This window comes from Burkholderia pyrrocinia, from assembly GCF_001028665.1.
Lineage (GTDB): Bacteria > Pseudomonadota > Gammaproteobacteria > Burkholderiales > Burkholderiaceae > Burkholderia > Burkholderia pyrrocinia.
The window spans coordinates 91,313-111,104 of sequence record NZ_CP011504.1 but is presented as its reverse complement, the minus strand read 5'-3'; the positions used below and the strand labels follow the sequence as shown (position 1 = coordinate 111,104).

Here is a 19,792-nt window from a genome sequence, read left to right as displayed (position 1 = left end):
CGACGCGAATTGTTGAGCGGATGCGGCCGATTTCCCGGTTGTGGTCCGGCGCCGGACCTCCGGATGGGCGAACCGCCCGGCGGAAATGCAAAGCACCGAACCGCTTGCGCGGCCGTTCCCGCAATTCTTGGGTGCGGGGCGAGGAAGCGACGCAGCGTCGAGCGTTGTCATTCGTTCCGAATGCGACGTTGTCGCAACGTTTTTCACTCATTGATGCCTGTTCTTTCGATCAATCCGGCGCGCCGGCTGCAGTGTGCGGACCCGTGCGCAGCTTGATGCGATCGCCGGGCGTGCCGCCGCGCGAGCGCAGCCGGTTGCACCCGCCGGCGACGAATTCGGCCCGAACGCGATCACGTGAAGTAAACTACGCGGTTACGACGCGCAGACCCGCCGAAAGCGTCGCGTTCTGCGCGACGCTTTTGCATTTCTGCGGCAACTTTATTGACGCTTCCAACCGCGAATCCGAGCCGCGCCAGCGCGCGGCGATAGAGCCAACGATGTCCCGAATTTCCTTGTTTCCGCGTCAGTCCCGTCTGTCGCGCGCCGTGCGTGGCGCGCTGGCGATCATGGCGCTCGGCGCAGCCGCTTCGGCCTGGGCGGCCGGCACCGGCGAACTGCCGGCATCTGCTGCCGGCGGCGCCGCGCCGCTTACCGTGACGGTCCAGCCGGGCCAGTCGCTGAACGACATCGCGAAAGCGGCCACGCAATCGCACGATCCCGGCGTGCTCGCGCGCGCCGGCCGCGCGCTGTTCGACGCCAATCCGCAGGCGTTCATGAAGCGCGACGCGAGCCGCCTGAAAGTCGGCGCGACGCTGACCGTGCCCGCGCTCGACGCAACGGGCGCGGCGCTCGCGCCGGCCGGTGCGTCTGGCGCATCCGGTGCATCCGGGGCGACGGCCGCCTCCGCGCCTGCCGCTGCATCGGGTGGAGCGGCTGTTGCGCAGCCCGGTGCGTCCACGCCGCATCCGGGGTCGGCCGTGCAATCCGCACCGGTGGCGCCGGCTGTACATGCGGCTCCGGTGAGCGGTGCGAGCGTCGCGACGGTGGCGGGGGCGTCGGCTCCGGCAGGCGCTTCGGCCGCGCACGGCGCGTCGGCTGTCGAAAACATGCAACCGGCGGCGCCTGCTGCCGGTGCCAGCGGCCCGCATGTGTGGAGCGGCGCGATCCAGTCGGTGCCGTCGTCTGCGAGCGAGGTCGTTGTCCAGCCTGCGCCGGGCAGCCAGGTTTCGGGCGCGAACGAGCCGGCCGGTGCGGCACCCGCCACGGGTGCATCGCAGCCGCGGCCGTCGAGTCTGCAGCAACTGCTGGCATTGAAGAACCGCGTGCTGATGGAGTTGCAGAAGCACGGTATCGGCAAGCCGGCCACGACGAACGACGTCGCGCCTGCGCCGGCTCAGGCGCCTGCTGCACCGCGTCCGGCCGCGAACGATGCCGGCGCGCCGTCTGCCGCGTCGCCGGCAGCCGAAGCGTCGTCCGGCGTGGCCACCAGCGCTGCGCAGCCGGCATCGGCGCCCGCGCAGCCGGTCGCACCCGTAACAGCGCCTGCGCGCCCTGCGGATCAGATGGACTGGCGCCCGGCCGTAGCGGCGGGCGCGGCCGTGATCGTCCTCGCGGCAGGGTTCGTGTGGCGCAGGCGCCGGAAGGGCCGGCAAACGGACAATACGGGTACGACGGCTGCAGCCCCCGCAGCGGGCGGTGCCGTGGCTGCCGAAGCCGAAGCAGCGCCGTCCGTCGAACGCGAACTGCCGATCCGGCCCGAGATGCCGGTCGCCCGCGACGCGGCCGCCGACATGAACCTGGCCGCGGCGACTGCCGCAGCGGCGGAGACGGTCGAGCCGCCCGAAGCGGATGCGTCGCCGGTACACGAAGCGACGACGCCGCATGACGAGCAGCCTGAAGTGCCGCCGACCCACGCCGCAGTACCGCCGGCGAGCGACGCGACTTCGACTTCGACTTTGACTCCGACTCCGACTCCGCACGACGCAGAACCGGTAGAACAGGCTGCTGCCGACACACCGGTCGAGTCGCGCGCCGCGCCTTCGGCGACTGAATCGCAACACGCGGCGCTGATGCAGAACGCGATCAGCGCGCTCAACAGCCTCGACATGCCGCTGCCGCCGCGCACGCAGGACGAGTCGTCGCTGGCGGCGGATGAGCCGGCTGGCCAGGCAGGGCAGTCCGACACCGATAAAATCGCAACTAACGGTCAATCCGCACCGCACCAGCCAATTGGCTCGGTCGATCCGGCCCCGGAACATCCTGCCGACCAGGACGACGAGTTCGACTGGGATCCGGACGCGACGCCGCCGGCCGGCCACGCGGGCAGCCCGGCCGCGTTGTCGTCGCTGCCGCCGCTCGGTGGCGCGCAATTCGGCACGCTGAAGCTCGATTTCGATCTCGACCTGCCGTCCACGCCGGGCGCCGCGCTGCCTGCGCTGACACCGGACGAGCTCGCACGCATTGCACGCAACAAGCTCGACCTCGCGGCCGAGTATGTCGAACTGGGCGACCTGTCCGGCGCGCGGACGCTGCTGCAGGAAGTGGTCGACGCGAACGACGCCGCGACGCGCGACGATGCGCGCGCGCTGCTCGCGAAACTGGCGGACGAGGCGTGATGCGGATCGCGCTGGGCGTTCAGTACGACGGTGCGGCGTTCTGCGGCTGGCAGGCGCAGCCGCACGGCAAGACCGTGCAGGACGCCCTCCAGCATGCGCTGGCCGAGTTCGCGCGGGTGCCGTTGCACACGACGGTGGCCGGTCGGACCGACACCGGCGTGCACGGGCTCGGGCAAGTCGTGCACTTCGATACGGACCTCGATCGCGAGGAATTCTCGTGGGTGCGCGGCACCAATGCGTTCCTGCCGTCGACCGTGTCGGTGCAATGGGCGAAGCAGATGCCGGAGACGTTCCACGCGCGTTTCTCGGCGTTCGAGCGCACCTACTACTACGCGCTGTACGTGCATCCCGTGCGTTCGCCGATGCTGGCCGGGCGCGCGGGCTGGATCCATACGCCGCTCGACGACGACGCGATGCGCGCCGCCGCCGGGCACCTAATCGGCGAGCACGACTTCTCGTCGTTCCGGTCGTCGGAATGCCAGTCGAAGACACCGGTCAAACACCTGTACCAGATCGATGTACGGCGCGCAGGCCATTTCATCCATTTCCGCTTCCGCGCCAACGCGTTCCTGCATCACATGGTGCGCAACCTGATGGGTTGCCTCGTCGCGGTCGGGCGCGGCCGCCAGCCGGCCGACTGGGTCGCCGACGTGCTGGCCGGGCGCGACCGCAACCTCGCGGCACCCACGTTCATGGCCGACGGGCTGTACCTCGCCCACGTCGGCTACCCGGCGGAATTCGCCGTCCCGCCCGCGCAGCTCGGCAGCGTGCCGTGGAGCAGCGTCTGGGCCGATCTGGACCCACTATCATGACGGATCACGCCGTGTCTCCTTCGACTTCCGCCGCGGCCGGCGTGCCGCCGCGCACGCGCATCAAGTTGTGCGGGCTGTCGCGTCCCGAGGACGTGCTGCACGCGGCGGCGCTCGGCGCCGATGCGATCGGGCTCGTGTTCTACCCGAAGAGCCCGCGCGCGGTGACGATCGCGCAGGCGGCCGAACTCGCGCGCCTGGCGCCGCCGTTCGTGTCGGTGGTCGGGCTGTTCGTGAATGCGACCGAAGCCGAGATCGAAGCCGTCGTGCGCGACGTGCCGCTCACGCTGCTGCAGCTTCATGGCGACGAGACGCCCGAGCAATGCGACGCGCTCGGCCGCGCGGCACGCCTGCCGTGGTTGCGCGCGGTGCGCGTCGGCCCCTCGACGCAGCCGTCCGATTTGGTAGAATCGGACCTTCATTATTCGAAAGCGCGCGGCCTCCTGTTCGACACCCTGGTGCCGGACTACGGCGGTAGCGGCAAGGTCTTCGATTGGTCTCTTATTCCCGCAGAGCTCGCGCATCGGGCCGTTTTGAGTGGTGGCTTGAGCGCGCAAAACGTCGGTGATGCGATCCGCCAGTTGCGCCCGTTTGCTGTCGATGTCTCGAGTGGCATCGAAGTGGAGGGCGCGAAGGGCGTGAAGGATCACGCCCGGATGGCGGCGTTCGTACGCGCGGTGCGCGAAGCGGACGCCGGGTGATGCAAGCCGGTGCGGCCCCGAAGGCGGGGCGCATCGACCGATCGAGAGAGACACCATGTACAACCTTCCTGATGCTCGCGGCCACTTCGGCCCGTACGGCGGCGTGTTCGTCGCCGAGACGCTGATTCACGCGCTGGACGAACTGCGCGCGGCGTATGAAAAATTCCAGAACGATCCCGACTTCGTCGCCGAATTCGAGCGCGAGCTGAAGCATTTCGTCGGCCGTCCGTCGCCGATCTATCACGCGCAGCGCTGGAGCGAGACGCTCGGCGGCGCGCAGATCTACCTGAAGCGCGAGGACCTGAACCACACGGGTGCGCACAAGATCAACAACGTGATCGGCCAGGCGCTGCTCGCGAAGCGCATGGGCAAGAAGCGCGTGATCGCCGAGACGGGCGCCGGCCAGCACGGCGTCGCGACCGCGACGATCTGCGCGCGCTTCGGGATGGAGTGCGTCGTCTACATGGGTTCCGAGGACGTGCGCCGGCAGGCCGCGAACGTCTACCGGATGAAGCTGCTCGGCGCGACGGTCGTGCCGGTCGAGTCGGGTTCGCGCACGCTGAAGGATGCGCTGAACGAAGCGATGCGCGACTGGGTCACGAACATCGAAAGCACGTTCTACATCATCGGCACGGTCGCGGGCCCGCACCCGTACCCGATGATGGTGCGCGACTTCCAGCGCGTGATCGGCGACGAGTGCAAGGTGCAGATGCCCGAGCTCGCAGGCCGTCAGCCGGACGCGGTGATCGCCTGCGTCGGCGGCGGCTCGAACGCGATGGGCATCTTCTATCCGTACATCGACGACCAGTCCGTGCAGCTGATCGGCGTCGAAGCGGCCGGCGACGGCCTCGATACGGGCCATCACGCGGCGTCGCTGATCGCCGGCAGCCCGGGCGTGCTGCACGGCAACCGCACGTACCTGCTGCAGGACGACAACGGCCAGATCATCGAGACGCATTCGGTGTCGGCGGGCCTCGACTATCCGGGCGTCGGCCCCGAGCACGCCTGGCTGAAGGACAGCGGCCGCGCGCAGTACGTGCCGATCACCGACGAGGAAGCGCTGAAGGCGTTCCACGACTGCTGCCGGATCGAGGGGATCATTCCCGCGCTCGAGTCGAGCCACGCGATCGCGTATGGCGTGAAGCTCGCGCCGACGTTGCCGAAGGACAAGATCCTGCTCGTCAACCTGTCGGGCCGCGGCGACAAGGACATGCACACGGTCGCCGAGCGATCGGGCATCGAGCTCTGACCCCGACCGATGCGTGACCTGATCGAAGAGCCGGGCGGCGGTGCCGCGAGCGAGGCGGAGGCGGTTCAGCCTGCCGCCGCCGTGCCGCGCGCGCTGCCGTCCGGTATCGAACTGCATAACCGCGATTTCCTGACCGATGCCGCGCACCTGCCGGATGCGTCGATCGACCTGATCGTGGCCGATCCGCCGTACGGGCTCGGCAAGGACTACGGCAACGACTCGGACAAGCGTTCGGGCGACGTGTTTCTCGCGTGGACGCGCGAGTGGCTCGAGCTCGCGATTCCGAAGCTCAAGCCGAGCGGGTCGATGTACATTTTCTGCACATGGCAGTACGCGCCGGAAATCTTCAGTTTCCTGAAGACGCAGCTCACGATGGTCAACGAGATCATCTGGGACCGGCGCGTGCCGAGCATGGGCGGCACGACGCGCCGTTTCACGTCGGTGCACGACAATATCGGCTTTTTCGCGGTTTCCAAGGCGTATTACTTCGATCTCGATCCGGTCCGCATCCCGTACGACGCCGACACGAAGAAGGCCCGTTCGCGCAAGCTGTTCGAAGGCAGCAAGTGGCTGGAGATGGGCTACAACCCGAAGGACGTCTGGTCGGTCTCGCGCCTGCACCGGCAGCACGCGGAGCGCGTCGATCATCCGACCCAGAAGCCGCTGGAAATCATCGAGCGGATGGTGCTCGCAAGCTGCCCGCCGGGCGGCCGCGTGCTCGATCCGTTCATGGGCAGCGGCACGACCGCGGTGGCCTGCGCACGGCAGGGGCGCGACTTCGTCGGCTACGAGATCAACGAAAGTTATTGTGCGATCGCGCACGAGCGTGTGAACGCGCTTGCCGCGCCGGCATGCGCGTGAATCGCGCGGCCGTATCGCCGAACTCTTACTTTGTATGGGTCCGGAGTAAGCGCTAAAGCGCCAACTCCGGGTCGACACAGGAAAATTGCCATGTCCCGTATCCAGCAGACCTTTGCAGCGCTCGCCGAACAAGGCCGAAAGGGCCTGATCCCGTTCATCACGGCAGGCGACCCCGATCCCGCGAAGACCGTCGAATTCATGCACGCGCTCGCCGAAGGCGGCGCGGACGTGATCGAGCTCGGCGTGCCGTTCTCGGACCCGATGGCCGACGGCCCCGTGATCCAGCGCTCGTCGGAACGCGCGCTCGCGCGCGGCGTCACGCTGAAGAGCGTGCTCGCGGACGTGAAGCGCTTCCGCGAAACCGACCCCAAAACCCCCGTCGTGCTGATGGGCTATGCGAACCCGATCGAGCGGATGGGCGTCGACACGTTTGCGACCGAAGCGCAGGCGGCCGGTGTCGACGGCGTGCTCGTCGTCGACTATCCGCCGGAAGAGGCGGGCGTGTTCGCCGAAAAGATGCGCGCCGCGCAGATCGATCCGATCTTCCTGCTCGCGCCCACGTCGACCGACGAACGCATCGCCGACGTCGGCAAGATCGCGAGCGGCTACGTGTATTACGTGTCGCTCAAGGGCGTGACCGGCGCGGGAAATCTGGATGTTTCGAGCATTGCGGGTAAAATCCCGGCCATCAAGTCGCGCGTGCCGGTTCCGGTAGGCGTCGGCTTCGGCATCCGCGACGCCGAAACGGCGCGCGCGGTGGCCGAAGTGTCGGACGCCGTCGTGATCGGCAGCCGCCTCGTGCAACTGCTCGAAAGCGCCGCGCCGGAAGGCGCCGCCGCCGCGCTGAAGGCGTTCATCGCCGAGCTGCGCGCCGCGCTGGACGGCGCGGGCAAGACGGCGCGATAACACCAACATAGGATGGCGGGAACGGGCTACCCGGCCCGGCCCGCCACGGAACAGGAAACCATACGATGAGCTGGCTCGACAAACTGTTGCCGCCGAAGATCAAGCAGACCGACCCGAAAAGCCGCAAGGGCATTCCGGAAGGCCTGTGGGTCAAGTGCCCGTCCTGCGAGGCGGTGCTGTACCGCAACGACGTGGACGCGAACCTGCACGTGTGCCCGAAGTGCGATCACCACATGCGCATCGGCGCGCGCGAGCGTCTGGACGGGCTGCTCGATCCGGAAGGCCGCTATGAAATCGGCCAGGAAATCGTGCCGGTCGACTCGCTGAAGTTCAAGGACAGCCGCAAGTATCCCGATCGTCTGAAGGAAGCGATGGACGAGACGGGCGAGACCGACGCGATGGTCGTGATGGGCGGTGCGATCCACACGCTGCCCGTCGTCGCGGCCTGCTTCGAATTCTCGTTCATGGGCGGCTCGATGGGCTCGGTCGTCGGCGAGCGCTTTGCGCGCGGCGCGCAGAACGCGCTGGAACAGCACGTGCCGTTCATCTGCTTCACGGCGTCGGGTGGCGCACGGATGCAGGAAAGCCTGCTGTCGCTGATGCAGATGGCGAAAACCACCGCGATGCTGACCAAGCTGGCCGAAGCGAAGCTGCCGTTCATCTCGGTGCTGACCGACCCGACGATGGGCGGCGTGTCGGCGAGCTTCGCGTTCCTCGGCGACGTCGTGATCGCCGAACCGAAGGCGCTGATCGGCTTCGCCGGCCCGCGCGTGATCGAGCAGACGGTCCGCGAGAAGCTGCCGGAAGGTTTCCAGCGCGCCGAATTCCTGCTGACCACGGGCGCGATCGACATGATCGTCGACCGCCGCAAGATGCGCGACGAGATCGCGCAGCTGCTCGCGCTGCTGCAGCGACAGCCGGCCGACGCGCTGGCCTGACCGGCGCGAGGTGGTGAACCCTGCGCGTCGCCTGGCTTCAGCGTCAGGCGGCGCGCTTCGTTTTTTTGGCGTAGTGGCGGTACCGATCCAGATTTGATCCGATGAGCACTTTTCCCACTCTCGACGCGTGGCTTTCGCATCTCGAGCGCGCGCACCCGGTCGGCATCGACATGGGCCTGACCCGCATCGGGCAGGTCAAGGCGGCGCTGCAGCTCGAATTCGCGTGTCCCGTCATCACCGTCGGCGGCACGAACGGCAAGGGCTCGACCTGCGCGTTCCTCGAGACGATCCTCGTGCGCGCGGGCTACAAGGTCGGCTGCCACACGTCGCCGCACCTGCTCGAATTCAACGAGCGCGCGCGCGTGAACGGGCAGAACGTCACCGATGACGAACTGCTGCCGCACTTCGAGGCCGTCGAAGCCGCGCGCACGTCGCTGCCCGAACCCGTGTCGCTCACGTACTTCGAATTCACGACGCTCGCGATCCTGCATCTGTTCGCGTCGCGCGGGCTCGATGCGGTGATCCTCGAAGTCGGCCTCGGCGGCCGGCTCGATGCGGTCAACATCATCGATACCGATTGCGCGATCGTCACGAGCATCGACATCGACCACACCGAATACCTCGGCGACACGCGCGAGAAAATCGCGTTCGAGAAGGCCGGGATCTTCCGCGCGGGCAAGCCGGCGATCTGCGGCGATCCTGCCGCGCCGCAGACGCTCGTCGACCATGCCGAAGCGATCGGCGCCGACTTGTGGCTCGTCGGCCGCGATTTCCGCTACGAGGCGCAGGCGGGCGCGGAGCGCCAGCAGTGGAGCTACCTCGGTCGCGAGAAGCGCTATCCGGCGCTTGCGTATCCGGCGCTGCGCGGCGCGAATCAGCTGATCAATGCATCGGCCGCGCTCGCCGCGCTCGAGGCGCTGCGCCCGGTGCTGCCGGTGTCCGCGCAGGACATCCGGCTCGGGCTCGCGAACGTCGAGCTGCCGGGGCGCTTCCAGGTGCTGCCCGGCAAGCCGGCGATCGTGCTCGACGTCGCGCACAACCCGCATGCGGCGGCCGTGCTCGAGCAGAATCTCGGCAACATGGGCTTCTTCCCGTACACGTACGCAGTGTTCGGCGCGATGCACGACAAGGACATCGACGGCGTGCTGCGGCACCTGAAAGGCGAGATCGACCACTGGTGCGTGACCGACCTGCCGCTGCCGCGCGCGGCCTCCGCGGAGCAGCTCGAAGCCGCGCTGCGCAAGGCCGGCGTGGAGGAGGGGGCCGATTCGAGCGTGACGCGTTACGCGTCGCCGGCAGAAGCGTTTCGCGATGCACTAAAAAGAGCATCCGAGAATGATAGAATCGTGGTTTTCGGCAGTTTCCATACGGTTGCCGGCGTGCTGGCCTACCGTAAATCGCAGCAACACTGACTGACGGGCAGTTTCGGACTCAGCCATTCATGGGAATTTTCTCGTTCGGCAAAAAAGACGACGACGCGCCCACGCGGCGCGGCGGTCGCACCGGGACCTCCCGGAACGTGCGCACGGAGCGCACTGAACGCGTCGAGCGGCGTCCGCGCCGCACCGAGCGTCCGGAATCGGACGCGCTGCTCCTCGATCCGACCCTTCCAGAAAAGCAACGCGCGCGCCGTCGCCTCGTCGGCGCGATCGCGCTCGTCGTGGCCGCCGTGATCGTGCTGCCGATGGTGCTCGATTCGCACCCGAAGCCGGTGACGGACGACATCGCGATCGACATTCCGAACCGGCCCGCGCACCAGGCGGTCGCGCCACGTGACGACGATGCGTCCGACGTGCAGGCTGGCGTCGCGCACGACGAGCCGCCGGCATCCGACACCGCCGTCGCGGCGGCCCCGGCGCCTGCGCCGAAGGATGCCGCCAAGCCGGCCGCGAAGCCCGATACGACGACCACGGCGAGCGTGACGCCGCCGAAGCCCGCACCGAAGCCGGCCGCCCCCGCGGCGAAACCGGCGGCGCCGAAGCCGGCTCCGGCGACCGTCGCGAATGCCGACACAGCGAGCCCGGACAGCGACGATGCGTCGTCGCCGTCATCGCCGGCCGGTGCGCGCTTCGCGGTGCAGCTCGGTTCGTTCAAGGAAGACGCGACGGCCCGTTCGTGGGCCACCAAGTTGAAATCTGCGGGTGTGCCCGCATATGTCGAGCATCGCAAGCAGGCAGACGGCAGCACGGCTACACTGTTGCGTGCCGGCCCGTTCGCGGATCGCGCGGCGGCTTCCGCCGCGATCGCGAAGGTGCGCGAAGCCGGTCTGACGCAGTAACGCACGATGCTGACGGCTTTCGACTACGCTGTATTGGCGGTGATCGTGTTGTCGGCGCTGCGCGGTGCGTGGCGCGGCTTCGTGTCGGAGATTTTCGGGCTGATCGGCTGGATTGCGGCGATCGTGATCGCGGGCCGCTACGTCGGGCTGGTCGTGCCGTACATCCCGGCGAACTGGCCGGGCGGCGCGCTGACGCAGTGGGTGATCGCCTTCGCGTTGGTCGTGATCGGCGTCGTGCTGGTCGCCGGCGTCGCGAACGCGCTGCTGTCGCGGATCGCGCAGGCGAGCGGCCTGGGCGGTGTCGATCGCTCGCTGGGCATGATGTTCGGGCTCGTCCGCGGCTGTGTGCTGGTGGTGCTGCTGGTCGCGGCGGCCGGGCTGACCGAACTGCCCAAACAGGATTTCTGGCGCAATGCGCTATTGCGTCCTTTCGCCGAACAGGGCGTGCACGAGCTGAAGCAGCTCCTGCCCGACGGCATGGCCCAGTACGTACGCGTGTGACGACGCGGCCGGGCAGGACGTAACCGATTTTGTCATTCTGAAGGACATGCCATGTGCGGCATCGTAGGCGTTATCTCCCAATCCCCGGTCAACCAGCTGATCTATGACAGCTTGCTGCTGCTGCAGCATCGCGGTCAGGACGCAGCGGGCATCGCGACGGCGGACGGCAGCAATTTCCACATGTACAAGGCGAACGGCATGGTGCGCGACGTGTTCCGCACGCGCAACATGCGCAGCCTGCCCGGCACCTACGGCATCGGCCAGGTGCGCTACCCGACGGCCGGTTCGGCGACGAGCGAAGCCGAGGCGCAGCCGTTCTACGTGAACGCGCCGTTCGGGATCATCCTCGCGCACAACGGCAACCTGACGAACTGGCAGCAACTGAAGGACGAGATGTTCCGGATCGACCGCCGGCACATCAACACCAATTCCGACAGCGAAGTGCTGCTCAACGTGTTCGCGCACGAACTGCAACTGTCGACGACGGGCCTCGAGCTCGATCCGGCCTCGGTGTTCAAGGCGGTTTCGGGCGTCCATCGCCGCCTGCAGGGCTCGTATGCGATCGTGTCGCTGATCGCCGGCTACGGCCTGCTCGCGTTCCGCGATCCGTTCGGCATCCGCCCGCTCTGCATCGGCAAGCTCGAAACGGAGCACGGCACCGAGTGGATGGTCGCGTCGGAGTCGGTCGCGGTCGAAGGCATCGGTTTCGAATTCGTACGCGACGTGAAGCCGGGCGAGGCGGTCTTCATCGATCCGGCCGGCAACTTCCACAGCCAGCAATGCGCGGAGCAGCCGACGCTGAATCCGTGCATGTTCGAATACGTGTACCTCGCGCGTCCGGATTCGTGCCTCGACGGCGTGCCCGTCTACAACGTGCGCCTGCGCATGGGCGACTATCTCGCCGAGAAGATCAAGCGCGAGCTGCCGAACGTGCCGATCGACGTCGTGATGCCGATTCCCGACTCGTCGCGCCCGGCCGCGATGCAGGTCGCCGCGAAGCTCGGCGTCGAGTATCGCGAAGGCTTCTTCAAGAACCGCTACGTCGGCCGTACGTTCATCATGCCGGGGCAGGCCGTGCGCAAGAAGTCGGTGCGCCAGAAGCTCAACGCGATGAGCATCGAGTTCAAGGACAAGAACGTGCTGATCGTCGACGATTCGATCGTGCGCGGCACGACCTCGCATGAAATCGTGCAGATGGCGCGCGATGCGGGCGCGAAGTCGGTGATCTTCGCGTCGGCGGCGCCGCCCGTGAAGTTCCCGAACGTGTACGGCATCGACATGCCGACGCGCGGCGAACTCGTCGCACACGGCCGCACCGACGATGAAGTCGCGAAGATCATCGGCGCCGACCACCTGATCTACCAGGACGTCGACGACCTGCGCCGCGCGGTGCGCGACATCAACCCGAAGCTCGAACGCTTCGAGGCGTCGTGCTTCGACGGCAACTACATCACCGGCGACGTGACGCCCGAGTATCTCGATACGATCGAGCGCGCGCGCCTCACGCCGGCGTCGCAGGCCGATCGCGATACGGCCGGCGATACCGAACGCTCGCAGATGAACCTGCAGCTGTCGGTCGAGTGACACCGGCGTACGCTTTTGACGAAGAGTGATAGGATGTGGCCTTGCGTCGATTTGATATCAGCTTGCGGACGCGGGGCGACTTCCCAAAACAGCTAAAGCGAAGGCCGGCGGCAGTCGGCCCGAGTCGATCGCTGTCGTACCGCACCGAAGCCCGCTGATGCCGACGCATAGCGGGCTTTTTGTTTTGGCCTGGTTTTGACTTGGCTTGCGCGATACGCGCGGCCATCGAATACGGAAAACGGAACATGGACGACTCCCTCAACTTCGACACGCTTGCCGTGCGCGCGGGCACACTGCGCAGCGACTTCAACGAGCACTCGGAAGCGCTGTTCCTCACGTCGAGCTTCTGCTTCCAGAGCGCGGCCGACGCGGCCGAGCGCTTCGCGAATTCGGAAGACTACTTCACCTATTCGCGCTTCACGAACCCGACCGTCACCATGTTCCAGGAGCGTCTCGCGGCGCTCGAGGGCGGCGAGGCGTGCATCGCGACCGCGTCGGGGATGGCTGCGATCATGTCGGTCGTGATGTCCGCGCTGCAGGCGGGCGATCACCTCGTCAGCTCGCGCAGCCTGTTCGGCTCGACGCTCGGGATGTTCTCGCAGATCTTCAGCAAGTTCGGGATCACGACGACCTTCGTCGATCCGACCGACCTGAACGCATGGCAGGAAGCCGTGCGACCCGAAACGAAGATGTTCTTCCTCGAGACGCCGTCGAACCCGCTGACCGAACTCGCCGATATCGAAGCGATCGGCAAGATCGCGAAGGCCGCGAACGCGCTGTTCGTCGTCGACAACTGTTTCTGCAGCCCGGTGCTGCAGCAGCCGCTGAAGCTCGGCGCGGACGTCGTGATGCACTCGGCGACGAAGTTCCTCGACGGGCAGGGCCGCGTGCTCGGCGGCGCACTGGTCGGCTCGAAGGAATTCATCATGGGCAAGGTGTTCCCGTTCGTGCGCAGCGCGGGGCCGACGCTGTCGGCCTTCAACGCGTGGGTGCTGCTGAAGGGGATGGAGACGCTGTCGCTGCGCGTCGAGAAGCAGTCGGCGAACGCGCTGGAAATCGCGCGCTGGCTCGATTCGCATCCGGCGGTGGCACGCGTGTTTCATCCGGGCCTCGAGTCGCACCCGCAGTACGAACTCGCGAAGCGTCAGCAGAAGGCGGGCGGCGCGATCCTGTCGTTCGAGCTGAAGGGTGACACGCCCGAGCAGCAGCGCGCGAACGCATGGCGCGTGATCGACAGCACGAAGCTGATCTCGATCACCGGCAACCTCGGCGATACGCGCACGACGATCACGCATCCGGCGACCACGACGCACGGCCGCATCACGCCGGAAGCGCGCGCGGCGGCGGGGATCACCGAAGGGCTGATCCGCCTGTCGGTCGGCCTCGAGAACGCGGGCGACCTGCGTAACGATCTCGCGCGCGGCCTGGAGGGCTGAGCGACGCGGTGCTTGCGCCGCATCGACGCATCAACGACAACGGGCCGCCTGCAAACCAGGCGGCCCGTTGTTTTTTGCATCAAGCCATTCCGTCCGGCGCACCGCGTTCCCGCATGCGCCGCGCGATTCAGCCGGTGTGCCCGTGCGGCGCGGCACGCATCGCGTCCACCATCCACCGCAGCGTTTCGTCGAGCGGCGTGACGGGCAACTCGCCCACCGCGCGCCGCAGCTTGTCGCGCGACCCGCTCAGGCTTTTCACCTCGTTGTGCCGCACGAAACGCGGATCGACCGTCACGTCGATCACGTAACCGGCGATGCGCGACAGCATCACCAGCACTTCCTTCAGCGAATACGCGCGCTCCGAGCAGACGTTGAACGTCTCGCCGGCCGGAGCCGCTTCGATCAGCTTCAGATACGCGGCCGTCACGTCGCGCACGTCGGAGAAATCGCGGCTCACGTCGAGATTGCCGAGCGAGATGCGCGGTTCGTTGCGCGCGTAGTGCGCGGCGAGCTTCGGCAGCAGATACGCTTCGCCCTGGCCGACGCCCGTGTAGTTGAACGGCCGCGCGATCACGATCGGCAGCCGGTCGGCCCACAGCTTCGCCGCGTATTCCATCGCGAGCTTGCTGACTGCGTAGTCGTTCGCGGGGGCGGGCGCGACGGTCTCGTCGAGCACGCCGGCCGTCGAATTGCCGTAGATGTTCGCGCTGCTCGCGAGCAGCACGGCCGACGGACGCTGGTCGAGACCCGCGAGCGCGGCCAGCAGGTTGCGCGTGCCGATGATGTTGACCGCATAGGTCTGCGACGGCTCGTCCTGCGCGACGTGTGCACGCGCGGCGAGATGCACGACCGCATCGGGCCGCGCATCCGCCGCCGCCGCGCGCACCGCGTCCGCGTCGAGCAGGTCGACGGGCAGCAGCGTGCAGTGTGCGAAGGCCGGATCGTCGGGGCGCGGCGCGCCGGGCGCGATCGTGCCCCAGACGTCATAGCCGGCCGCTTGCAGGCGTTCGGCCATGTAGCGGCCCGTGAAGCCCGTCAGGCCCGTGACGAACGCACGGCGTGACGGGCGTCCGGCTTCAGAACGTGTCATGGTGTTGGTTCCGCGTCAAATCCGCTTCGACCATCATCTGGCAAAGTTGTTCGAGCGTCGTCTTCGGTACCCAGCCGAGCTTGGCTTTGGCCTTGTCCGCACAGCCGATCAGCAGGTCGACCTCGGCGGGGCGGTAGAACTTCGGGTTCACTTCGACGAGCACGTTGCCGTTCGACGCGTCGAGGCCGCGTTCCTGCTCGCCCTTGCCGGTCCATTCGATCTGGTAGCCGGCAGCCGAGAATGCCATCTGCACGAAGTCGCGCACGGTCTCGGTGCGATTGGTCGCGAGCACGTAGGTGTCGGGCTCGTCGGCCTGCAGCATGCGCCACATTCCTTCGACGTATTCGAGCGCGAAGCCCCAGTCGCGTTTCGCGTCGAGGTTGCCGAGCTCGAGGCGGGTCGCCTTGCCGAGCTTGATCTTCGCGATGGTGTCGGTGATCTTGCGCGTGACGAACTCGCGGCCGCGCAGCGGCGATTCGTGGTTGAACAGGATGCCGCTGCTGCCGAACAGGCCGTACGACTCGCGGTAGTTCACGGTCATCCAGTGCGCGTACAGCTTCGCGACGCCATACGGGCTGCGCGGATAGAACGCGGTCGTTTCGGTCTGCGGAATCGCCTGCACCTTGCCGAACATCTCGGACGTCGACGCCTGGTAGAAGCGCGTCTTCGGGCTCACGACGCGGATCGCCTCGAGCAGGTTCAACGGGCCGAGGCCCGTCACTTCGGCGGTCGTCGCCGGCTGGTCGAACGACACGCCGACGAAACTCTGCGCGGCCAGGTTGTACAACTCGTCGGGCTGCGTGCGTTCGAGCAGGCGCAGGCTTGAGCCGGCGTCGGTGAGGTCGTGTTCGACGAGCGTGAGGTTCGGGTGCGTGTCGACGCCGAGCTCGGCGATGCGCCAGAAATTGACCGAACTGGTGCGGCGATAGGTGCCCGTGACCTCGTAGCCCTTGTCGAGCAGCAGTTTGGTCAGGTAGGCGCCGTCTTGGCCCGAGATCCCGGTAATGATGGCCTTTTTACGAGTTTGGCTCATGGCGTTGTCCTGGTAGAAGCGAAAGGGAAAATCAGGCGGTCGTGCCGGCGGCAGCCGGCAGCGCGCGGCGTGAGGGGCCGCGCGTCAGGCGCCGTTCGAAGCCGTACCAGCTCAGGGTCGCGTAGGCGAGCGTGATCGCCAGCGCGAGCGCGGCCGTGACGAAGCGGTTCAGGTGCAGCGGCCAGAGCGCGTACAGCACGCTCAGGTGGATCAGGTACACGGTGTAGCTGACGGTGCCCACGTAGACGAGCATCGGGTTCGTCAGCACGCGTTGCACGATGCCGCGGCCGCGCAGCGCGATCACGACGATCGACGTGCACAACAGCAGCGAGATGCTGTAGAGCGCCGCATTCGACAGCGGCGTGTTCGCAGCGCGAAAGCGCGGGAACGACAGGTGCAGCCAGCCGAGGATCGCGAGCGACACGAGCGCGCCGACGAGCGCGAGCGGGTAGAACGGGTCCAGCGCGCGCCGGTCGCGGCGCAGCACGATCGCGAGCAGCGCGCCCGCGGCGAGCAGGTCCATCCGGAACGGCGTCAGGTAGTAGATCGGCCAGAACGAATCGAACCACGGCGTCGCGATCGCGCGCAGCACCGGAGCCGCGACGATCAGCGCGGCGGCGACCCACAACAGCGCGCGCTCCGAGCACCACAGCACGACGAACGGCCAGAAGATATAGAACTGCTCCTCGACCGCGAGCGACCACAGCACGTTCAGGCTGTCATGCCCGATGCTGCCGAGCGACAGCCCGATATTGGTCGAGAAGAACGCGAACCACGGCCAGTGCGGCAGCCAGCTCGCGCCGAACAGGAGCGTCGACACCAGCAGCAGCAGCACGTACGGCGGCAGGATGCGGCGCACGCGGCGCGCGTAGAAGTGGCTGAAGTACGACTGCCCGCGCGCCTTGCGCTCGAGCAGGATGCCGGTGATCAGCAGGCCGCTCAGCACGAAGAACAGGTCGACACCCATCCAGAGCGGCGCCTTCAGCGCGTGCTGCAGGAACACGGCGCCGACCGCGATCGCGCGCAGGCCGTCGAGCTGCACGATGCGGCCGTGTTGCGGCGGGGTCAGGTCGGCGGATCGCGAGATGCCCGTCATCGCGCCGCTCCTTCGCGACGCGCGGCGGGGGCCGCGGCGTGTCGCACATCCGATGCGTGAGCGTAATGCATGCCTTTAAATGAAATATCGAATCGAAACCGATTCTAGGGAAAAGAAATCGGCAAAAAAACGCGCGCCATTTATCTGGCGAAAAACATTTAAATGCCGATTATTCCGGTCGCGAAATGAAAGGTTGGCGCCCGGGCAGCCGCGACAGGCGGCACGGAGCGGCATTTTCTACGGGGCGATGCATGAAAGGCGGTCGTTATTGCCGTTTTCGGGCGCTATTTCATGCCTGTTCCGGTTCGATATTTCAGGCGGAAACATCCCCAAATATTTCCAAATTTCTTGTGATTATTTTTGCTTGTAACCTGCATCGCGACGTTTGAAACCCATTTCGCGACAGGGCGCGCCGGCGGCAGTCCGCGGCGGCGCCGGTCGCTGTTGCATCGAGTCTGGAGAAGCGCATTGCGACGTCTGATTCTGGTAGGCATGACGGTATGCGCGACGCTGCTGACGAGCGCCGCGTCGGCCGAAACGGTGTTGCCCGCGACGACGTCGTGGATCGGCAACACGTTCGGCTATGGCGACGGCAGCTGGACGCAGATCGACATCCGCGCGATCGCGGTGACGCCTGAAGGCAAGGTGTATACGAATGCGCCGTGGGACGAAAGCGGCGCCGAGGCGAGCGTCTACCAGGACGGGAAGATGCTCGGCTTCGCCGGCGGCACGCACGGCTGGGGCAATCTCGGCGGCAACGCGATCGCCGTGAACAGCAAGTACGCGTATGTCGCGATCGGCGTCGGCAACGAGCGCGGCCACCTGCAGTCGCCCGGCATCTGGCCGGACAAGGGCAAGCAGTGGTTCGGCATCTCGCGGCGCACGATCGGCGACATGAAGCAGCCCGCGCCGTTTCGCGCGGCGCCGCAGGTCGCGCCGGGCGGACGCGCCGATGCCGGCCGCGCGCGCATGGCCGCGAGCTTCATGATGATGAACGAGGTGCCGGCCCCCGCGCGCTCGGAAGTGGGCGAGGTGAAGGCGGAAGTGGGCGGCCTCGCGGCCGACGACAAGACGCTGTTCGCGACGAATCCGTCGCACGACGTGGTGGACGTGTACGACGCGGAGACGATGCAGCAGAAGGGCACGTGGAGCGCGCACGAGCCGGGCCGCATCGCGCTCGCGGGCGACGGCACGCTGTGGCTGCTCACGGACACGCTCAACGGCCCCGCGCACCTCGTGCACGTGCGCGCGGACGGCCACAAGCTCGACGACGCGCCCGCGCTGCCGGAAGGCACCGACGCGGTGGACGTGGCGGTCGACGCGAAAGGGCGCGTGCTCGTCGCGGACAACGGGCCGCGCCAGCAGATCCTGATTTTCTCGAAAGGCGGCAAGGGTTATGCGCAGTCCGGCACGCTCGGCGAGCGCGGCGGCATCTTCGCCGGCCCGGTGCCGGGGCGGCCGGGGCCGCAGCGCTTCAACGGGCTGACGGGCGTCGGCGTCGATCGCGCGGGCAACGTGTACGTGGCGATGAACGGAATCGGGCCGCGCCACGACACGATCGGCGCGGGGCTCGGCGCGGTGCTCGAAAGCTACACGCCGGACGGCAAGCCGCGCTGGCAGGTGCAGGGGCTGCTGTTCGTCGACGGCGCGTGGCTCGACCCGGCGCGACCGAACAGCGTGTACACGGGCAACAAGCGCTTCGAGCTCGACCTGTCGAAGCCGCCGGGCCAGGACTGGAAATACGTCGGCTTCCTGTCGAACCGCTTCAAGTATCCGGACGACCCCGTGTTCCACACGGACCAGTGGCCGGGGATGCCGATCGCGCGCCGCGTCGACGGCCGCACGTTCCTGTACCTGACCGACATGTACGCCGATCACCTGAAGATCTACCGCTTCGACGCGAAGCGCGACGGCGAGGTCGCGATTCCGTCGGGCCTGATCGCGGGCCGCGCGCGGCCGGTCGACAAGGTGCCGAACAAGCCGCCCGGCGGCGACTGGCTGTGGCGCGATGCGAACGGCAACGGCCGGCTCGACGCCGACGAGTTCGAGATCAACACGACCGGCAAGGCCAAGGCCGGCGGCTGGGGCTGGTGGGTCGACACGAAGGGCGACATCTGGCGCACGAGCGACGTGCGCGGCATTCACCGCTTCCAGTACGGCGGCGTCGACAAGGCCGGCAACCCGATCTACTCGTACGACAAGGTCACGACCTACCCGATGCCGCAGCCGTTCACGCAGTTGCGCCGCTCGATCTACGACGCGCAGACGGACACGCTGTACGTGACCGGCTACACGGCCGACGCGCCGCCGCAGCCGGGCATCAACAAGGAAGTCGGCCGCGTGCTGGTGCGCTTCGACAAGTGGTCGAGCGGCTCGCCCGTCGTGCGCTACACGGTCGCGCTGCCGTGGCAGCTCGACGCGAAGCCGATCCTGGACCTGATCGGGATCACGGTCGAGGGCCGCTACATCTTCACCGTGGAGCCGGTCGGCAAGATCCACGTGTACGACAAGGACACCGGCAAGGAAGTGGGCGTGATGAGCCCGGGCGCCGAGGTCGGCAAGGCATCCGGCTGGGTCGACGTGCCGTTCGGCATCAGCGCGTTCAAGCGCGAGAACGGCGAATACCTCGTGTTCGTCGAGGAAGACGCGCGCGGCAAGGTGCTGATGTATCGCTGGAAACCGTGACGGGCGGCGC

The 19,792-nt window shown here is 67.4% G+C and carries 16 protein-coding genes; 13 read left to right on the top strand and 3 right to left on the bottom strand.

Annotated features, from left to right (window positions below; all coding sequences use genetic code 11):
- The first annotated feature begins 497 nt into the window (after nucleotides 1–497).
- The 12 genes from ABD05_RS16850 (at nucleotide 498) to ABD05_RS16795 (ending at nucleotide 13,878) form a co-directional block, all read left to right on the top strand.
- Nucleotides 498–2,615 carry a FimV/HubP family polar landmark protein gene (locus ABD05_RS16850; RefSeq protein WP_047901340.1) on the top strand — a complete coding sequence of 706 codons (2,118 nt, stop codon included), beginning with the start codon at nucleotides 498–500 and terminating at the stop codon, nucleotides 2,613–2,615.
- A complete protein-coding gene (truA, locus tag ABD05_RS16845) occupies nucleotides 2,615–3,427 on the top strand; it encodes a tRNA pseudouridine(38-40) synthase TruA (RefSeq protein ID WP_047901339.1) in 813 nt (270 codons plus the stop codon). The genes ABD05_RS16850 and truA overlap by 1 nt, the downstream gene beginning before the upstream one ends.
- Nucleotides 3,424–4,125 carry a phosphoribosylanthranilate isomerase gene (locus tag ABD05_RS16840; RefSeq protein ID WP_047901338.1) on the top strand — a complete coding sequence of 234 codons (702 nt, stop codon included), beginning with the start codon at nucleotides 3,424–3,426 and terminating at the stop codon, nucleotides 4,123–4,125. Before truA ends, ABD05_RS16840 begins: the two co-directional genes overlap by 4 nt.
- A 55-nt stretch (nucleotides 4,126–4,180) precedes the next feature.
- A complete protein-coding gene (trpB, locus tag ABD05_RS16835; protein ID WP_047901337.1) occupies nucleotides 4,181–5,374 on the top strand; it encodes a tryptophan synthase subunit beta in 1,194 nt (397 codons plus the stop codon).
- A gap of 9 nt (nucleotides 5,375–5,383) precedes the next feature.
- Nucleotides 5,384–6,235 (top strand): DNA-methyltransferase, encoded by an 852-nt coding sequence (locus ABD05_RS16830; RefSeq protein WP_047901336.1) that lies wholly within the window; start codon nucleotides 5,384–5,386, stop codon nucleotides 6,233–6,235.
- 90 nt (nucleotides 6,236–6,325) lie between these two features.
- Nucleotides 6,326–7,141 (top strand): tryptophan synthase subunit alpha, encoded by an 816-nt coding sequence (trpA, locus tag ABD05_RS16825; RefSeq protein ID WP_047901335.1) that lies wholly within the window; start codon nucleotides 6,326–6,328, stop codon nucleotides 7,139–7,141.
- Between the two features lie 65 nt (nucleotides 7,142–7,206).
- Nucleotides 7,207–8,079, top strand: a complete 873-nt coding sequence (gene accD, locus ABD05_RS16820) for an acetyl-CoA carboxylase, carboxyltransferase subunit beta (protein WP_006755101.1) — start codon at nucleotides 7,207–7,209, stop codon at nucleotides 8,077–8,079.
- Nucleotides 8,080–8,180: 101 nt separating this feature from the next.
- Nucleotides 8,181–9,491, top strand: a complete 1,311-nt coding sequence (gene folC / locus ABD05_RS16815) for a bifunctional tetrahydrofolate synthase/dihydrofolate synthase (RefSeq protein WP_047901334.1) — start codon at nucleotides 8,181–8,183, stop codon at nucleotides 9,489–9,491.
- A 29-nt stretch (nucleotides 9,492–9,520) separates the two neighbouring features.
- Nucleotides 9,521–10,357, top strand: a complete 837-nt coding sequence (locus ABD05_RS16810) for an SPOR domain-containing protein (RefSeq protein ID WP_047901333.1) — start codon at nucleotides 9,521–9,523, stop codon at nucleotides 10,355–10,357.
- 6 nt (nucleotides 10,358–10,363) lie between these two features.
- Nucleotides 10,364–10,858 carry a CvpA family protein gene (locus ABD05_RS16805; protein WP_006491262.1) on the top strand — a complete coding sequence of 165 codons (495 nt, stop codon included), beginning with the start codon at nucleotides 10,364–10,366 and terminating at the stop codon, nucleotides 10,856–10,858.
- A 51-nt stretch (nucleotides 10,859–10,909) separates the two neighbouring features.
- The gene (gene purF, locus ABD05_RS16800) at nucleotides 10,910–12,442 is read left to right on the top strand and encodes an amidophosphoribosyltransferase (RefSeq protein WP_047901332.1); all 1,533 of its coding nucleotides are present in this window, start codon (nucleotides 10,910–10,912) and stop codon (nucleotides 12,440–12,442) included.
- Nucleotides 12,443–12,687: 245 nt separating this feature from the next.
- Nucleotides 12,688–13,878 (top strand): O-succinylhomoserine sulfhydrylase, encoded by a 1,191-nt coding sequence (locus ABD05_RS16795; RefSeq protein WP_047901331.1) that lies wholly within the window; start codon nucleotides 12,688–12,690, stop codon nucleotides 13,876–13,878.
- Nucleotides 13,879–14,005: 127 nt separating this feature from the next.
- Here ABD05_RS16795 and ABD05_RS16790 read toward each other — a convergent pair whose 3' ends face one another.
- The 3 genes from ABD05_RS16790 to ABD05_RS16780 are packed head-to-tail and all read right to left on the bottom strand — an operon-like array spanning nucleotide 14,006 to nucleotide 17,097.
- Nucleotides 14,006–14,968 carry an NAD-dependent epimerase/dehydratase family protein gene (locus ABD05_RS16790; protein ID WP_047901330.1) on the bottom strand — a complete coding sequence of 321 codons (963 nt, stop codon included), beginning with the start codon at nucleotides 14,966–14,968 and terminating at the stop codon, nucleotides 14,006–14,008.
- Entirely contained in the window at nucleotides 14,955–16,001 is a 1,047-nt protein-coding gene (gmd, locus tag ABD05_RS16785) for a GDP-mannose 4,6-dehydratase (protein WP_047901329.1), read from the bottom strand. Before gmd ends, ABD05_RS16790 begins: the two co-directional genes overlap by 14 nt.
- Before the next feature lie 31 nt (nucleotides 16,002–16,032).
- Entirely contained in the window at nucleotides 16,033–17,097 is a 1,065-nt protein-coding gene (locus tag ABD05_RS16780; RefSeq protein ID WP_047901328.1) for an acyltransferase family protein, read from the bottom strand.
- A gap of 492 nt (nucleotides 17,098–17,589) precedes the next feature.
- Here ABD05_RS16780 and ABD05_RS16775 point away from each other — a divergent pair, with 492 nt between their 5' ends.
- The gene (locus tag ABD05_RS16775; RefSeq protein WP_047901327.1) at nucleotides 17,590–19,782 is read left to right on the top strand and encodes an NHL repeat-containing protein; all 2,193 of its coding nucleotides are present in this window, start codon (nucleotides 17,590–17,592) and stop codon (nucleotides 19,780–19,782) included.
- Nucleotides 19,783–19,792 lie beyond the last annotated feature (10 nt).

Coding starts and splice junctions, on each gene's coding strand:
- ABD05_RS16830 (WP_047901336.1), top strand. CDS start 5,384: ATGCGTGACCTGATCGAAGAGCCGGGCGGCGGTGCCGCGAGCGAGGCG.
- ABD05_RS16810 (WP_047901333.1), top strand. CDS start 9,521: ATGGGAATTTTCTCGTTCGGCAAAAAAGACGACGACGCGCCCACGCGG.
- ABD05_RS16780 (WP_047901328.1), bottom strand. CDS start 17,097: ATGACGGGCATCTCGCGATCCGCCGACCTGACCCCGCCGCAACACGGC.
- ABD05_RS16840 (WP_047901338.1), top strand. CDS start 3,424: ATGACGGATCACGCCGTGTCTCCTTCGACTTCCGCCGCGGCCGGCGTG.
- purF (WP_047901332.1), top strand. CDS start 10,910: ATGTGCGGCATCGTAGGCGTTATCTCCCAATCCCCGGTCAACCAGCTG.
- truA (WP_047901339.1), top strand. CDS start 2,615: ATGCGGATCGCGCTGGGCGTTCAGTACGACGGTGCGGCGTTCTGCGGC.
- ABD05_RS16795 (WP_047901331.1), top strand. CDS start 12,688: ATGGACGACTCCCTCAACTTCGACACGCTTGCCGTGCGCGCGGGCACA.
- ABD05_RS16775 (WP_047901327.1), top strand. CDS start 17,590: ATGACGGTATGCGCGACGCTGCTGACGAGCGCCGCGTCGGCCGAAACG.
- trpB (WP_047901337.1), top strand. CDS start 4,181: ATGTACAACCTTCCTGATGCTCGCGGCCACTTCGGCCCGTACGGCGGC.
- gmd (WP_047901329.1), bottom strand. CDS start 16,001: ATGAGCCAAACTCGTAAAAAGGCCATCATTACCGGGATCTCGGGCCAA.
- ABD05_RS16790 (WP_047901330.1), bottom strand. CDS start 14,968: ATGACACGTTCTGAAGCCGGACGCCCGTCACGCCGTGCGTTCGTCACG.
- ABD05_RS16850 (WP_047901340.1), top strand. CDS start 498: ATGTCCCGAATTTCCTTGTTTCCGCGTCAGTCCCGTCTGTCGCGCGCC.
- ABD05_RS16805 (WP_006491262.1), top strand. CDS start 10,364: ATGCTGACGGCTTTCGACTACGCTGTATTGGCGGTGATCGTGTTGTCG.
- folC (WP_047901334.1), top strand. CDS start 8,181: ATGAGCACTTTTCCCACTCTCGACGCGTGGCTTTCGCATCTCGAGCGC.
- trpA (WP_047901335.1), top strand. CDS start 6,326: ATGTCCCGTATCCAGCAGACCTTTGCAGCGCTCGCCGAACAAGGCCGA.
- accD (WP_006755101.1), top strand. CDS start 7,207: ATGAGCTGGCTCGACAAACTGTTGCCGCCGAAGATCAAGCAGACCGAC.